At 67.5% G+C, this 14,569-nt stretch carries 16 protein-coding genes; 8 read left to right on the top strand and 8 right to left on the bottom strand.

The window, feature by feature from the left end:
* Positions 1–104 precede the first annotated feature (104 nt).
* Entirely contained in the window at positions 105–1,025 is a 921-nt protein-coding gene (locus tag ACQPYH_RS34770; RefSeq protein WP_432880222.1) for a sigma-70 family RNA polymerase sigma factor, read from the top strand.
* On the opposite strand, the gene ACQPYH_RS34765 is transcribed toward ACQPYH_RS34770, so the two are convergent.
* From ACQPYH_RS34765 to ACQPYH_RS34755, 3 genes are read right to left on the bottom strand one after another with little or no spacing between them, the layout of a single operon-like run.
* Complete coding sequence (locus ACQPYH_RS34765; RefSeq protein WP_432880219.1) at positions 1,019–2,584, bottom strand: acyl-CoA synthetase; 1,566 nt, start codon at positions 2,582–2,584, stop codon at positions 1,019–1,021. The genes ACQPYH_RS34770 and ACQPYH_RS34765 overlap by 7 nt on opposite strands.
* A gap of 10 nt (positions 2,585–2,594) precedes the next feature.
* Positions 2,595–3,719: a DUF5938 domain-containing protein gene (locus ACQPYH_RS34760; protein ID WP_432880217.1), complete on the bottom strand. Its 1,125-nt coding sequence runs from the start codon at positions 3,717–3,719 to the stop codon at positions 2,595–2,597.
* Positions 3,720–3,723: 4 nt separating this feature from the next.
* Positions 3,724–4,530, bottom strand: coding sequence for an SDR family NAD(P)-dependent oxidoreductase (locus tag ACQPYH_RS34755; RefSeq protein ID WP_432880214.1), 807 nt, complete (start codon positions 4,528–4,530; stop codon positions 3,724–3,726).
* Between the two features lie 186 nt (positions 4,531–4,716).
* Between ACQPYH_RS34755 and ACQPYH_RS34750 the strand changes: the two genes are divergently transcribed.
* The gene (locus ACQPYH_RS34750; protein ID WP_432880211.1) at positions 4,717–5,358 is read left to right on the top strand and encodes a TetR/AcrR family transcriptional regulator; all 642 of its coding nucleotides are present in this window, start codon (positions 4,717–4,719) and stop codon (positions 5,356–5,358) included.
* Here the strand turns inward: ACQPYH_RS34750 and ACQPYH_RS34745 are convergent, their stop codons facing one another.
* Positions 5,359–5,901, bottom strand: a complete 543-nt coding sequence (locus ACQPYH_RS34745) for a hypothetical protein (RefSeq protein WP_432880208.1) — start codon at positions 5,899–5,901, stop codon at positions 5,359–5,361. It lies immediately after the preceding gene.
* Positions 5,902–5,939: 38 nt separating this feature from the next.
* The gene (gene deoD, locus ACQPYH_RS34740; protein ID WP_130439886.1) at positions 5,940–6,653 is read right to left on the bottom strand and encodes a purine-nucleoside phosphorylase; all 714 of its coding nucleotides are present in this window, start codon (positions 6,651–6,653) and stop codon (positions 5,940–5,942) included.
* A gap of 39 nt (positions 6,654–6,692) precedes the next feature.
* On the opposite strand from deoD, the gene nudC reads away from it, so the two are divergent.
* On the top strand, positions 6,693–7,616 hold the full coding sequence (nudC, locus tag ACQPYH_RS34735) for an NAD(+) diphosphatase (RefSeq protein WP_432880206.1): 924 nt from the start codon (positions 6,693–6,695) through the stop codon (positions 7,614–7,616).
* Here the strand turns inward: nudC and ACQPYH_RS34730 are convergent, their stop codons facing one another.
* Positions 7,617–9,968, bottom strand: a complete 2,352-nt coding sequence (locus ACQPYH_RS34730) for a hypothetical protein (RefSeq protein WP_432880203.1) — start codon at positions 9,966–9,968, stop codon at positions 7,617–7,619.
* Between the two features lie 93 nt (positions 9,969–10,061).
* Complete coding sequence (locus tag ACQPYH_RS34725) at positions 10,062–10,301, bottom strand: mycoredoxin (RefSeq protein ID WP_432880200.1); 240 nt, start codon at positions 10,299–10,301, stop codon at positions 10,062–10,064.
* 100 nt (positions 10,302–10,401) lie between these two features.
* On the opposite strand from ACQPYH_RS34725, the gene ACQPYH_RS34720 reads away from it, so the two are divergent.
* From ACQPYH_RS34720 to ACQPYH_RS34705, 4 genes are all read left to right on the top strand, one after another.
* A complete protein-coding gene (locus ACQPYH_RS34720) occupies positions 10,402–12,519 on the top strand; it encodes an ATP-dependent DNA helicase UvrD2 (protein ID WP_432880197.1) in 2,118 nt (705 codons plus the stop codon).
* Between the two features lie 360 nt (positions 12,520–12,879).
* Entirely contained in the window at positions 12,880–13,077 is a 198-nt protein-coding gene (locus ACQPYH_RS34715; protein ID WP_432880194.1) for a hypothetical protein, read from the top strand.
* Positions 13,078–13,226: 149 nt separating this feature from the next.
* A complete protein-coding gene (locus ACQPYH_RS34710) occupies positions 13,227–13,514 on the top strand; it encodes a WhiB family transcriptional regulator (RefSeq protein WP_130383944.1) in 288 nt (95 codons plus the stop codon).
* 33 nt (positions 13,515–13,547) lie between these two features.
* Positions 13,548–13,766 (top strand): hypothetical protein, encoded by a 219-nt coding sequence (locus ACQPYH_RS34705; RefSeq protein ID WP_432880191.1) that lies wholly within the window; start codon positions 13,548–13,550, stop codon positions 13,764–13,766.
* 67 nt (positions 13,767–13,833) lie between these two features.
* Here ACQPYH_RS34705 and ACQPYH_RS34700 read toward each other — a convergent pair whose 3' ends face one another.
* Entirely contained in the window at positions 13,834–14,358 is a 525-nt protein-coding gene (locus ACQPYH_RS34700; RefSeq protein WP_432880188.1) for an NUDIX hydrolase, read from the bottom strand.
* 42 nt (positions 14,359–14,400) lie between these two features.
* Between ACQPYH_RS34700 and ACQPYH_RS34695 the strand changes: the two genes are divergently transcribed.
* A complete protein-coding gene (locus ACQPYH_RS34695; RefSeq protein WP_432880185.1) occupies positions 14,401–14,568 on the top strand; it encodes a hypothetical protein in 168 nt (55 codons plus the stop codon).
* Position 14,569 lies beyond the last annotated feature (1 nt).

Genomic DNA, 14,569 nt, shown 5'->3' with positions numbered 1-14,569 from the left:
TGGGCGGTCCTGTTAGCTAAGGCTTACCTTACTAGACGCTCGACCCCACGAAGAACCGGGTCCGTATCCTGTCGGCCACCTGATCCGTCCAGACTGGTATGACCATGACCGACGCACTCGACATCCCCGAGCTGAAGGCGACCCGGCAGGCGCGCAGGGAGTTCCTCGACCGCCTGGAGCCGCTGCGCTCCGATCTGTACAAGTACTGCCGCCGGCTGACCGGCAACGCGTTCGACGCCGAGGACCTGGTCCAGGAGTCGCTGGCGCGCGCGTTCACGCAGGCGGCCCAGGCGCACAGCCCGATCGTCAACCCGCGCGCCTGGTTGTTTCGGGTCGCCACCAACGCGTACGTCGACAGCTACCGCCGCCAGTCGCCCGTGCTCGTCGACGCGCCCGAGCAGGCCGCACCGGACACAGCTGACCCCGCGGAGGTCCGTGACGCCTGGGCTGAGCTCGTGACTCTCCTCCCGCCGCAGGAGCGCGCCGCACTCGCACTGAAGGACCTCTTCGGCTTCACGCTCACCGAGGTCGCCGACGTACTGCGTACCTCGGTCGGAGCCGTCAAAGCAGCACTCCACCGCGGACGCGGACGCCTGGCCGACCCGGAGCGTTCGCTGAAGGCCCGTGAGGCCCCGGACCGCCGCCTGCTCGATGCGGTCGCCGACGCGTTCACGGCGTACGACGTACCGCGGCTGACCGCTCTACTGCTGGCGGACGCAGACAGCGAGATCCTCGGCGTCCTGACGGAGTACGGCGCCGACAACATCCGCCAAGGCTCGATCGAACACACCCTGGACCCGTCCAAGCCCTACCGGTACACAGCCGAAGTCGTGGACCTCTGGGGCGAGCCCGTCCTGGTGATCCACCTAGTCCGCGACGGCCACCGGGCCGTGAACGACCTGATGCGCCTAACCACCGAAGACGGCAAAGTGCGGTCCATCCGCTGGTACTACTTCTCCCCGAACTTCCTCACCGAGGTGGCCACCACACTGAACCAACCCGTAGAGCTCAACGGCCACTACTGAACAGCCAGGCGGGCCTTGATCTCTGGTTTGACTACCTTGCCGACCTTGGAGCGAGGGAGGTCGTGCCAGAAGAGGACCTGCTTCGGTGCCTTCACGCTGCCGATGCGTGTCTTCGCGAACGCGATCAACTCCTCCGGCCCGACCAGACTGCCCGGCTGAAGTTGTACGACGGCGACAACCCGCTCGCCCCACTTCTCATCAGGTTGTCCGACAACTGCGCAATCCTGTACGTCGGTGTGCGCCATCAGGGCCTGCTCGACCTCGGTGGAGTACACGTTGAAGCCGCCGGTGATGATCATGTCCTTCGCACGATCGACGATGTACAGGTAGCCGTCGCCATCCAGGTAGCCGATGTCACCGGTGTGGTGCCAGCCGTACGCCGATGCCGCGGCGGTCGCATCCGGGTTGCGGTAGTACCCGCGCATCACCAGAGAGCCGCGGACGACGATCTCACCTCGCTCGCCCGAGGGAAGGAGACCGCCGTCCGGACTCATGATTGCCACCGTGACCAACGGTGACGGCCGCCCGGCCGACGACAGCCGGCTCCGCGCAATGTTGCCTTCGGCATCGAAATGCGCGCTGGGCGGCAGGATCGAGATCATCATCGGCGCCTCGGTCTGCCCGAACAGCTGCGCCATCACCGGACCGATCCGTTGCAGCGCCTCCGCGAGCCGGGCGACCGACATCGGCGCCGCGCCGTACCAGAAGCACCGCAACGACGACAGGTCCGTGGAGTCCAGCTCCGGCGCCGCCAGCACCATGTAGATCAACGTCGGCGGCAGGAACGTGTGCGTCACCCCGTGCCGCGGTATCAGCTCCAGGAAGGCGTGTACGTCGGGAGCTCGCATGATGACGATCTCCCCGCCGGACGCGAGTACCGGGAAGCACAGCACCCCGGCCGCGTGCGTCAACGGCGCCAGCGCGAGGTAGACCGGTCGCTCGCCGAACGGATACCCCATCAGCGTCAGCGCGGTCATCGTCTCGAGGTTGTCGTTGCCGAGCATCACTCCTTTGGGACGGCCCGTCGTACCGCCGGTCCCGACGATCATCGCGAGGTCGTCCGGATCGGTCAGATCAGGTGCCGGTTGAGACGCGCCCCCGCTGAACGCGTCCCAACCGACAATTCTCCGACCGCTGGGGTGGGGGTCTGGGTCGGAGTCTGCGGGCTCCCCGTCGAGGCACACGAACGTGTGCACCTTCGGCAGTGAGTCCCGGATGCGGTCCACCAGCGGCGCGAACGCCGACTGGTAGATCAGTACTTCGCAGTCGAACTGGTCGAGCAGCTCACGGTTCTCGGCGGCCTCGTTGCGCGGATTGATCGGGCACCAGATCGCACCGGCGCGGCTGATCCCGAACACGCAGCTGAACGCGATCGGGTCGTTCGCGGACAGGATCGCGACCTTCCCACCCGGCCGTACGCCGGTCGCCTCCAGCGCGCCGGCGATCCGGTACGACAGCTGCTGCACCTCGGCGTACGAGAGGGTCTCGCCGTCCGTGGTGAGGCAGGCCGCATCCGGACCCAGCGAGGCGCCCTTGTCCAGGTAGTCGACCAATCGCACGAGAACTCCTCTAGTGCTGCAGAGTCAGCTGCGGCTCGGACACCAGCCCGAAGCTCCGCAGTACGCCGAGCAGCTCGCGGTGCCCGAAGGCCTGGCAGCCACTCGCGAAACCGACCCGCTTCGGCGGCGTCTGCAGCAGCGAGTACGCCGCGTACGCCTGCATCAGACCGGTCTGCTGGTAGTTGCTGTTGCCGTGGATGACACAGTGCGCCCGACCGAGCGGTCCGGAGGCGTGCACCGAGTCGAGAGTCTTGTTGACCCGTGGGTTCTCCCGTGGCGGCATCTCGTTCATCACCTGGCGGGCGGTTGCGGTCAGTGCCTCGTTGCGCTCGTCCGGCGCCATGTCCTTGGTCGCCTCGAGCGCTGCCGCAACGATCTGCGGTACGCCGTTCATCAGCGCCGCGTTGAAGACACCGCCCTGCGCCTTGCAGTTCGCGACGCGTGGATCGCGCTTGAACCAGACCGGGTGCGACATGCCACCCCAGGGCAGCGACAGCGCCAGCTCGTGCTGCCCGGGAACGACCAGCTGCACCAGCCCCTGCGTCGGGAACTCGGCGTACTGGTTGTTCTCCAGGTAGTGCGCCTTCGACGTCGCTGCGTTCACCAGGATCGTGCGTGTGGAGGCGATCGTCGGGCTGCCGCCCCAGAACACAGCGATGTCCAGCGTGTCCAGACCCGGCTGCTCGAGACAGAGCTGCGCAGCGATCTCGCTGGTCGTGTACATCTGTGCGATGCCGGGCGCCAGCACCAGACCGGCCTCGGCGAACTGCGGACCGTACTTCTCGTCGCAGGTCATCAGCCAGTCCTGCTCACCGGTCGTGTCGGTGTAGTGCGCACCTGCCGCCAACGCTGCTTCTACTGCGGCCGGACCCAGCTCGCTGAACGGTCCGACGGTGTTGAGTACGACGGATGCGCCCTTGAACAGATCGGTCAGCGCAGCGGTGTCATGGTCGACCGTGGCGATCTCGTAGTCGGCCGTCTCGATGCCGGGGACGTGCGCGTCCATCGAGGCTTTCAGCTTGGCCTCGTCGCGACCGGCCGCGATGAACGGGACGTGGTACTGCCGGAGGTACTCACACACCAGGCGCCCGGTGTAGCCGGAGGCGCCGTAGACGACGACAGGCTTGCTGCTCATGCGATCACATCCCCATTCCGCCGTCGACCGGCAGGCCGATGCCGGTGATGAACCGGGCCTCGTCCGATGCCAGGAAGACGACCGCGTCGGCCATGTCGGCGACCTCGCCGAGCCGGCCGGCCGGGGTCAGCGCGATGACAGCGCCGACAGCGGCCTCGGGGGACTCGAACAGCCCGAGCTGCGCGCAGTCGTTGGCCAGGCCCATCCCCATCGCGGTCGGGACCAGACCGGGGTACAGGCAGTTCACGCGGACGCCGTACCCGAGCTTGCCGGACTCCATCGCGGCGACCTTGGTGAGGCGGTCGACGGCGGACTTGGTCGCGGAGTAGACCGCGATCCCCGGGAACGCGATGGTCGCGGCGACCGACGCGACGTTGATGATCGCGCCGCCCTGACCGGCCAGACCCTCGGGGCGCATCGTCCGCAGGCCCCACTTGACGCCGAGCGTGGTGCCGAGGACGTTGACCTCGAGCATCTTGCGGATGTCGTCGGCGGTGACCTCGGTGAGCAGGCTGGTGATCTCGATCCCCGCGTTGTTCACCAGGATGTCGAGGCCGCCCATGATGTCGTTGGCCGCGACGACCGCGTTCTCCCACTGGCCGTCGTCGGTGATGTCGTGCGCGACGAAGCCGTTGCCCGCGCCGTACTCGCTGTCCAGCGCATCGGCGACCTTCTCGCCGGCATCCTTCTGCAGGTCGCTGATCACGACTTTCGCGCCGGCTGCCGCGAGGGCCTTCGCCATGCCCTCACCCAGCCCCTGGGCGCCGCCGGTGACGAGGGCCTTGCGGCCGGAGAGATCGAGTGAACCCATCTGTAGCTCCTTTGCTGACAGGCTGGCTGTTGTTGCCGGGAAGGGCTGGCTGTTTCACACTCTGGCCAGGTCTTTGACAGTCGTCAAGACTTTGTTTGACACTTGTCAAGAAATCTCCCCGCACCGGGACGCGCCTGGCCCGGGGCGGGGTACCCTGACGCAACGACCCGATGAGGAGAGGGCGGTGTGGCAGTGACGTCAGCGAGCGCGATCGAACCGGACCGACCAGCCCGCGTTTCCGGGATCGACAAGATCGAGCGACGACGGGTGGCGCTGGCCGAGTCCGCGCTGAAGACCCTCGGCGAGCTCGGGTACGCGCGGACCAGCCTGCGGGAGATCGCGAACAACTCCGAGTTCACCCACGGCGTCGTGCACTACTACTTCCGCGACAAGATCGATCTGATCAGCTACTGCGTGCGCTACTACAAGACCAAGTGCGCCCGGCGGTACGACGAAGTGGTCGAGACCGCGACGTCGGGGGAGGAGCTGGTCACCGGGTTCCTGGCGAAGATGACGCAGACCCTGGTCGACGAGACCCCGATGCACAAGCTCTGGTACGACCTGCGCGCGCAGAGCATGTTCGAGGAGCAGTTGCGTCCGGACGTCGAGGCGATCGACAAGCTGCTCGAAGAGATGATCTGGCGCATCCTCGGCCGGTACGCCGATCTCACCGCGACCACGCCGACCGTTGACGCGCCCACGGCGTACGCACTGATCGACGGACTGTTCGAGCAGGCCGTGGTGGGCTACGCCGCGAACCCGGACAAGACCCCGGACCGGTTGACCGATCGGCTCCTGCAGGTCCTGCCCAAGCTCGTCGCGGCCTAGCTACTCGGCGCCGCAGTCGGCCTTGCAGAGCTTGTCGGTCAGCGTGAGGATCGCCCCGGGCTGATCGGTGTCCGCCTCGGTCGAGAATTCCACGGTCCAGTTGCCGGCGGTCGTCTGTCCCGCCTTGCCCTGCTGCTGCTTCAGCCAGTCGGCGATCTGGCCGCGCGGGTTCACGTGGGCCAGCTCCAGTGCCTGCGGTGCGAAGTCGGCCAGCTTCGTCGTCGCCTCAGCAGCAACGCCTGTCGCCTGCAGCGAGATCACTGGCGGACGCGGCTGCTTGCCGATCAGCACCTGGATCGACGTGACACCCTGCGCGCACGTCTGGTACGCCTCGTCGGTGCTGCACTGGTAGCCCTTGCCTGCAAAGGCTGTGACGACCTGTGCGGCGGTGAGGTCCGGCAGCTTCTCCTCCGGGCCTGACGACGACGCACTGGCCCCGGTGCTCGGCGCGGTGGAGCTGCTGGAGCCGTTGGAGCTACCCGCCGCGTCCGGCTTGTTGTCGTCGGACTTGCCGCCCGAGCACGCCGCCGTACCCAGAACCATCACGGCGCAGGCCAGTACGGCGGCGCCGTGCCGCGGGTTCAGACCGGCACCTCGATCGCCGCGTCGAGGGCGATCGTGATCATCTCCGAGAACGTCGTCTGGCGCTCCTCGGCGGTCGTCTCCTCCTTGGTGATGAGGTGGTCCGACACCGTCATGATGCCGAGCGCCCGGCGGCCGAACTTCGCCGCCAGCGTGTAGAGCGCCGACGCCTCCATCTCGATGCCCAGCACGCCGTACTCAGCGGTCCGGGAGACCAGGTCGGCCCGGTCGTTGTAGAACAGGTCGCCGGAGAACACCTGTCCGACGTGCACGTTGAGTCCGGCCGCCTCGGCCGCGTCCACCGCCGCACGGAGCAGCTGGTAGTCCGCCGTCGGCGCGTAGTCGATGCCGTGGAAGCGCAGCCGGTTCATCTGCGAGTCGGTGCTCGCGGACATCGCCACGATCACGTCGCGGACCCGGACCGCCTCGGTCAGCGCACCGCACGTCCCGACCCGGATCAGGGTCTGTACGTCGTACTCCGCGAACAGCTCGTTCGCGTAGATCGACGCGGACGGCTGACCCATGCCGGAGCCCTGCACGGAGATCCGCTCACCCTTGTAGGTGCCGGTGAACCCGAACATGTTCCGGATCTCGGTGTAGCAGATCACGTCGTCCAGGTAGGTCTCCGCGATCCACTTGGCCCGCAGCGGATCCCCGGGGAACAGCACCCGCGGTGCGATCTGCCCCTTCTCGGCGGCGATGTGAATACTCATGCGGGGATGCTCTCATGGTGCCGGGGTAGGTTGAGGCACGTGGCCTACTCCATTGATCCTGGTTCGCTAGCCCTGTCCCGCTCCGTCCTGGACCGCGCCGCCGACCGCCGCCGTGACGACGACTGGCTGGAGAAGGCGTGGGCCGCCCATGACACCCAGGTGGTCGTCGTGTCCGGTGACAAGATCCAGGTGGGCGAGGACCGCTCCGCACTGCGGTTCGTGCCCCCGTCCGCGGCGCCCGAGGGCATCCGGATCTTCCTGGGCATCGACCGGGAGTCCGGAGCCGGCATGACCGCAGAGGGTCGTGCTGTCTTCGCTGTGCTGGTCAAGGACGAGGCAGACGAGTCGTACGGCGGTCTGCGCGAGCTCGGCGCGCTACTGGACGACCGTGAGGCCGGCATTGCGGTCAACGTGATCGGTCTGTCCAACTGGCACGCCGTCCACACCCACTGTGCGAACTGCGGTGAGCACACCGAGGTGGTGGAGGCCGGCCACGTCCGACGCTGCCCCACCTGCGGTCTGTCGCACTTCCCGCGCAGCGACCCGGCGATCATCGTGCTCGTCACCGACGACCAGGACCGCGCTCTGCTCGGCCGCAACGAGGCCTGGCCGGCCGGTCGGTACTCCACGCTGGCTGGCTTCGTCGAGCCGGGCGAGTCGCTCGAGGCCGCCGTACGGCGTGAGGTCCTCGAGGAGACCGGCGTGATCGTCGGGGAAGAGATCGTGTACGCCGGCAGCCAGCCGTGGCCGCTGCCGGCGAGCCTGATGCTCGGGTTCTACGCGAAGGCGTCGAGCTTCGAGATCGACGTGGACCAGGACGAGATCGCCGAGGCGAAGTGGTTCACCCGGGAGGACGTCCGCGCGCTGGTCGAAGCCGGCACGATGGCCCTCCCGGGTGCGATCTCGATCTCCCGCCGCCTGATCGAAGGCTGGTACGGCGAGAGCCTCACCGGCAGCTGGTGATCACCGGCCCACATTGGAGCGGGCGGCCGCGATCCTGATCAGGACGCCCTCCCAGCTCTCGACCGTGCCCGTCTGCTCGAGCTGACGGAGCTTCCGGTCGACTGCGATGACGTACGCCGCGTGGTTCGGCCAGTCCGCCTTCGCGCTCGGCAGTGTGTCGGTCAGCGTGCAGCCGTAGGTCAGGAAGCGGTTCGACACATGGCTGTCGATGTTCCCGGTCCACACTGTCGGCCTGACGTCGGACTGCGGACACGAGTCGACCGGCGGGGTGTACGACGCCAGGTTGGTCGGGTTGGTGAAGCCATCCGGCCGCAGCAGCGTGTAGTAGGTACCGTCCGGCGTTTGTGTGAGCCGGTTGAGGCCGTGGTCGCGCAGGACGGTGGTGTGACCGCTGAGGCTGTCCACGACGAACAGTCGTCCGCCGGTCACGCCGTACAGATAGCCGTCCCGCCAGGACAGGGCGCCGTCCTGTGAGCCGGTGACTGCGCTGAACACGGGGAGCAGGCGCAGTACCTCACCGGTCGCCGGGTTGACGACGAAGACGATGCCGTCGGCCAGACCCCAGATGTTGCCGTCCGGTCCGTAGGTCAGCTCGTTGATGCTGGCCGCACCGGACACCGGGACGATGTCGGAGAGCACTGCGCCCGTCGCCGGGTCCACCTTGATCAGATGGGCCTCGGTGGCCTTCGGGTCAGTGCCCTGACCGCCTTCGATGCTGGAGCCGGCCCACACGTTCGCACCCGCGGGCAGGATGGACGCGATCGTCTGGTCGGTCACCAGGTTGCGGTAGACCGTGTGGCTGCCCGTCGGTACGTCGTACACGGTCAGCGCGCCGCCGTACTCGCCGTACGCCGGCGTGGTGCCGACGTACACGTGGTTGCCGTCGGGGACCACCGACACCGGCCGGTTCTGGTGGTCGCTGTCGACCAGGCTGAACAGTTCCTTCGGGTTGGTTGTGCTGTCCGGCAGCGCCGGATCCCAGAGCGACAAGCGGCCGTACGGGTAGATACCGACGTACATCTTGCCGGTGCCGTCCCACGCCCAGCCCTCGACCTGCCCCTGGCGGGTGGTGACGGTGGACTTGCCGGTCGCCGGGTCGTAGATAGCCGTGGAGCCGTTCAGATAGACGTTGACGAACACCTTGCCCGTGACGGGGTCGGCCAGCTCGTGCATCAGCGGCGACGGCACGTACTGGAACGGTGAGCTCCACTGCGCGAGCGTCCCGTCGGCCGGGTTGTAGCGGAACGTTCCACCGGAGTAGTTGCCAGCCAGGCCATAGAGGACCGGTACGCCGTTCTCGGTCACCCAGCCGTAGCCGATGGATGCGCCACGCGTCAGCGTCCGCGGCGGCGAGACCGGACCGACCGTATTGGTATCCAGGTCGTAGTGCGTGAGGGCCAGCGTGTTGTTGGTGAAGTAGACGCCACCGGGTCCGGCTGCGGACACACCGCGGGCAGCGATCGGGTAGTCCATCACCTGCTGGCCGGTGGTGGCGTCGGTGTACTTGATCTGCTCACCGGTGACCGCGTCGACTACTACCAGCCGGCTGCTCGCGTTCGCGAACACCCTGCCACCGGCGTAGTCCAGGTCGATGAAGTCCTTGGCCGTAGTGCCCGGGGGAGTGATGTCCTCGACCGCCTTGGTGTCGACGTCGATCCGAAGCAGGCGGGCATTCGGAGTGGAGACGCCGACGAACAGCTTGCGGTGGTCCGGGTCGTAGACGGTGGACCGCGCGTACTGCTGCACCGGGTCGAGCGAGCCGTAGTCGGTGACCTGTCCGTTCGACGGGTCGTACTTGAACGCGTGCGCCGTCGGGTACGTCCCGCCGTACACGTTGCCGTCCGGATCGGCGGTGAGGCCGTAGATCTGTAGCTCGCCCGGGATGGGCTGACCCAGGTCGGTGACCTCTCCGGTGGCGGGGCTGTAGCGGTACAGGTGCCCGTACGGGTAGGTGCCGAGGTAGACGTCCCCGTTCGGGGTCACCACGATGCCCCAGCCGCCGGCGGCACCCTGGAGCGGCACAGTGCGGATCAGCTCGTGGGTGTGCAGGTCCGCGACGTTGAGACGGGCGTTCTCACCGGCGGGTACGGCGTACACGACGTCGCGCCCGTCCGGCGTACGGCCGACCGCGCCCTCCATGACGGTGAGCGAGCTGACCGGCGAACCGAGGTCCTTGATGACGTCGTCGGCCGGCGCGAAGGACTTCGTCGGCGGCCCGAGCGGCCAGGTCTCGGACGGGAACGGATCAGGTAACGGCGGTGCCGCTGTGGCATGCAGTCCGCCAGTGGCGAGCAGACCGATCGAGACGACGACAGTCGTCAGGGCAAGGCGAAGTTGACGGCGCGAGAACATGGGCGGACTCCCTGCGGCGTAGTTCATCGCAAGGTATAACGGTCATGACCGTAATGTCCATAACTCAGGCGATATGACCTGAGTCGGGGTTGTTCAGGCGGCGAGCTTCTCCGCGACCTGCGCCAGCGACGGGTTGGTCATCGCGGTGCCGTCGGCGAAGACCACGGTCGGGACCGTCTGGTTGCCGTTGTTGATCTTCTCGACCAGCTGGGCCGCGTCCGGGACCTGCTCGATGTCGACCTCGGTGAACTCGATGCCGGCTCGCTTGAGCTGGCCCTTCAAGCGGTGGCAGTAGCCGCACCAAGGCGTGGAGTACATCGTGAATGCCGACATCGGCAGACTCCTAAAGGGAGTGGGAGGGGTTTTGTCGGGCCGCCCGTCTAGGGTTGCCTTCGACGTATTCGAACCATGCCGTAGGTGGTGCTGTTCCCGCGTGTCTCAACCCGTGAGCGACCTCACACGATCTGCATCCGCCGATGGGCTTCTGGAGGCTCTCGACCCGGAGCAGCGGGCCGTCGCGTCCGCATTGCACGGCCCGGTCGTGGTGATGGCCGGCGCCGGGACGGGCAAGACCCGTGCGATCACCCACCGGATCGCGTACGGCGTCCAGACCGGGACGTTCGACCCGGTCCGGGTGCTCGCGGTGACGTTCACGCAGCGCGCGGCGGGGGAGATGCGCGGCCGGCTCGCGCAGCTCGGCGTCCAGGGGGTGCAGGCCCGCACGTTCCACTCCGCCGCGCTCCGGCAGGCCCGCTTCTTCTGGCCCAAGGTGTACGGCGGGGAGCTGCCGCCGATCGCGGACCGGAAGTTCCCGCTGCTGACCGAGGCTGCGTCCCGCTGCCGGGTCCGGGTGGACACGCCCGCGCTGCGCGACCTGGCCGGTGAGGTCGAGTGGGCCAAGGTGAGCAACGTCCGGCCCGACGACTACGCCCGCCTCGCGCCGAAATCGGCCCGCACGCTGGCTGCCTTCGACCCGCCGACGATCGCGCGCATCTTCGCGGCGTACGAGGACGTGAAGCTGGAGCGCGGGCGGATCGACCTGGAGGACGTGCTGCTCTGCGCGGTCGCACTGCTCGCGGAGGACGAGCGGGTGGCCGCGGAGATCCGGCGGCAGTACCGGACGTTCGTCGTGGACGAGTACCAGGACGTGTCGCCGCTGCAGCAGAGTCTGCTCGACCTGTGGCTGGGCGGCCGGGAGGACGTCTGCGTGGTCGGTGATCCGGCGCAGACTATTTACTCGTGGGCCGGCGCCGAGCCGGAGAACCTGGTGCGTTTCGCTTCCCGGCATCCGTCCGCCACGGTGATCAAGCTGGTCCGTGACTACCGGTCGACGCCGCAGATCGTCGACGTGGCGAACAAGATCCTCGACGCGGCCGGTCCGACCGGACTGCCCGGCCGGGTGACGCTGCGGTCGCAGAAGGAGGCCGGTCCGACTCCGGTCTACCGCGAGTACTCCGATGAGGTCGCGGAGGCGGATGCGGTGGCGCGGGCGGTCGTGAAGCTGCGGGACGAGGGCATGGCGCTGCGCGACATCGCCGTACTGTTCCGGACCAATGCGCAGTCGGAGAACTTCGAGCAGGCGCTGGCCGAGCGGAAGATCCCGACCGTGCTGAAGGGTGCGGAGCGGTTCTTCGAGCGGGCCGAGATCCGGCAGGCCGCTGTATTGCTGCGGGGTCAGGCCAAGGCGGGGGACCTGTCGGACGACCTGGTGACCACCGTGACCGGCGTGCTGGGCGGAGCCGGGTGGACGCAGGAGCCGCCGACCGGGACCGGTGCGGTCCGGGACCGGTGGGAGTCGTTGAGTGCGCTGGTGACGATGACGTCCGATTTTGCCGCGGCTCATGCTGAGGCTCGGCTGTCGGACCTGATGGACGAGCTCGACCGGCGGGCGTCGATCCAGCACGCGCCGCTGGCGGAGGGCGTCACGCTGGCGACGCTGCACGCGGCCAAGGGCCTGGAGTGGGAGAGCGTCTTCATCGTCGGCGCCCATGAGGGGACGCTGCCGATCAGCTACGCCCAGACGCCGGTGCAGGTCGAGGAGGAGCGGCGGCTGTTCTATGTAGGCGTGACGCGGGCGAAGCAGCAGCTGTTCGTCAGCTGGTCGACGTCCCGCTCACCGGGCGGCCGTGGGACCCGCGGTCCGACCCGCTTCCTCGACCCGATCGGCGTCCGTACGGCGCGGACCGAGTGGACCCCGTCGTCGCCGACCAGCTGGGAGCGTCCGTCGAGCGCCCCGCGCTCCAGCCGCCCGATCCCGAAGTGCCGGGTCTGCGGCCGCGGCCTGCTCGATCCGGGTGCCCGCAAACTCGGCCGCTGCGAGGACTGCCCGTCCAAGATCGACCAGAAGCTCTACGACGCCTTGATCGAATGGCGTACCGAGCAGGCGGAGTCCGAGCGCATGCCGGCGTTCGTCATCCTGACCGACGCCACGCTGACGGCCATCGCCGAGACCCGCCCGGCCGACGCGCAGGCGCTGCGCCAGATCCCCGGCATCGGCCACACCAAGCTGGCCAAGTACGGCGAACACATCCTCAACCTCTGCACCCGCTGACTGCCCTTTCGGGCAGGTGCTCGGAGAATTGTGTTGCCAGGCACGGGTTTCGGGGCGCACTCTGGATGACATGCCGCGTTCTGCTCCTGGCAGACGTGGCAGTTAGGTGACAGAGGCAACGATCCCGGAGCGTGCGGATGGCGTCCCGGAGCGTGCCGGAACCTTGCCGTGGCAACCAGATCCGGTCGCCGCAGCGGCAACTTCCGGCCAACTTCGCAAACTGGCGATAAATAGTTTGCGGGCTCCGACGCGGACGGCGTACTGTTCTTTCTGCGGTCGAAGCTTGGCCGAAAACTTCAAACAACCATAGCGATCGAGCTAACCGCCCGCTTCGCCACAACGAGAGGAGGTGCCCTGGAAATGATCACCAACACGGTTAAGAAGCCGTTCAGCGACGCTGTAGCGCTGCCGTGCGCCCCGATTCAGGGTGCCTCGCCGCGACCGCACGTCGCGACCGTTGTGCTCATGGCCACCGGCTTTGCCCAGATCAAGGGCGGAGCTGTCGGCGATGTGAAGTACGGCGGTTCGGGTTCTCGAGCATGGAGTCCACCGGTCTGACAAGCGTCAGAGCCGGCACCTCCAAGGCCGCGGAACCCATAAAGGGTCCCGCGGCCCTTTTGTTTGTCCACAGATTTGGTGATTACCAACCGGTAGTCATCACCGACGACAAGAGACCAGCATCCAAAAGTCACTGGGAGGTGACCGGAATGAGCGTTAGCTTCCTCGATGTCTTCACCGAGGTTGCAACGTCGCAGGACCTGCCCTGTCGGTCCTACGCGCCAGAACTCTTCTTCGCCGAATCGCCGGCGGACGTCGAGTACGCAAAGTCTCTCTGCACGACCTGCCCACTCCAGGCCGAGTGCCTGGCCGGAGCGCTCGAGCGTTCCGAGCCGTGGGGAGTGTGGGGCGGCCAGCTGTTCGTCCAAGGTGTGGTGGTTCCGCGCAAGCGGCCCCGTGGGCGTCCCCGCAAGAGCGACACCGTCACCGCAGCCTGAACGACACCCAACCATCCGAAACGAGTCCGAACGATGACGACCCAGACTTTCTCTAGGAGCACCGAAATGCATTTACTCAATGAAGATCTCGCCCGTGCTCACTGTCAGGCTTCACTGAAGGCCGCAGAGCAGAACCGGCGCTTCCGCCTCGCTCACCAGATCGAGAAGGCGCAGAAGCAGGCCGAACGGGCAGGCCGGCGAGCTGAGAGGGCCAGCGCACGCGCGCGCCTCGCACTCGCCCGTCTCGTCTGATCCACCAGAAACACAGCCTGACCAGCTGAACAACCGAGGGGCGGCACCCACAGGGGGTGCCGCCCCTTCAGCGTTCCTGGATCAGCAGCTGTTGCAGGCCGACCAGCGTGATCCCGCTGACGATCTCGTGCCGCGCGATCATCCCGGGGACGTCGGCCAGTGGGATCCACTCGATCCGGTCCGACTCGTTCTGCTCGGTCGGCTCCCCGATCCGAACCGCCGTACGGGCCCGGAACACGAAGTGCCGGGAGTCCATGATCCCGGCGGCCGGCTCCGACCGGATGAGCTCGGTGAGCCCGTCGGCCCGCCACCCGGTCTCCTCCTCGAGCTCGCGCGCCGCCGCGGCCTCCGGGCTCTCACCGGCCTCGATGATCCCCATCGGCAGCTCCCAGGCCCAGGTGTCGGTCAGGAACCGGTGCCGCCACATCAGCAGCACCTGGTCGTCCCGGGTGACAACCGCGGCGGCGATGTCCTTCAGGCGTACGGCGTGATAGTCGAACCGCTTCCCGTCGGGTTGCTGGACGTCCAACCGCCGTACGCTCAGCCACCGATTACCCCAGACCTCGGCCTCGCCGTGAATGACCCATCGCACCCGGTGCAGACTAGGGCATGTCGCCCGACCTACCCTGGCGCCATGGCAATTGCTACCTGTGCGTTGTGTGGTCAGCAGGCGGAGTCGGAGGACGTGCCGCTGACCTGGATGACCTCGGTCGAGGACGGCCGGAAGCTGCTGTACTGCGACCGCTGTTCCCGGGAGAACGTCCGCAGCATCGAGGGCAAGCTCGACCCGGTCTACTGGTGAA

This window comes from Kribbella sp. CA-245084 (assembly GCF_050942355.1).
GTDB lineage: Bacteria > Actinomycetota > Actinomycetes > Propionibacteriales > Kribbellaceae > Kribbella.
This window is presented reverse-complemented; position numbering and strand designations above follow the sequence as displayed.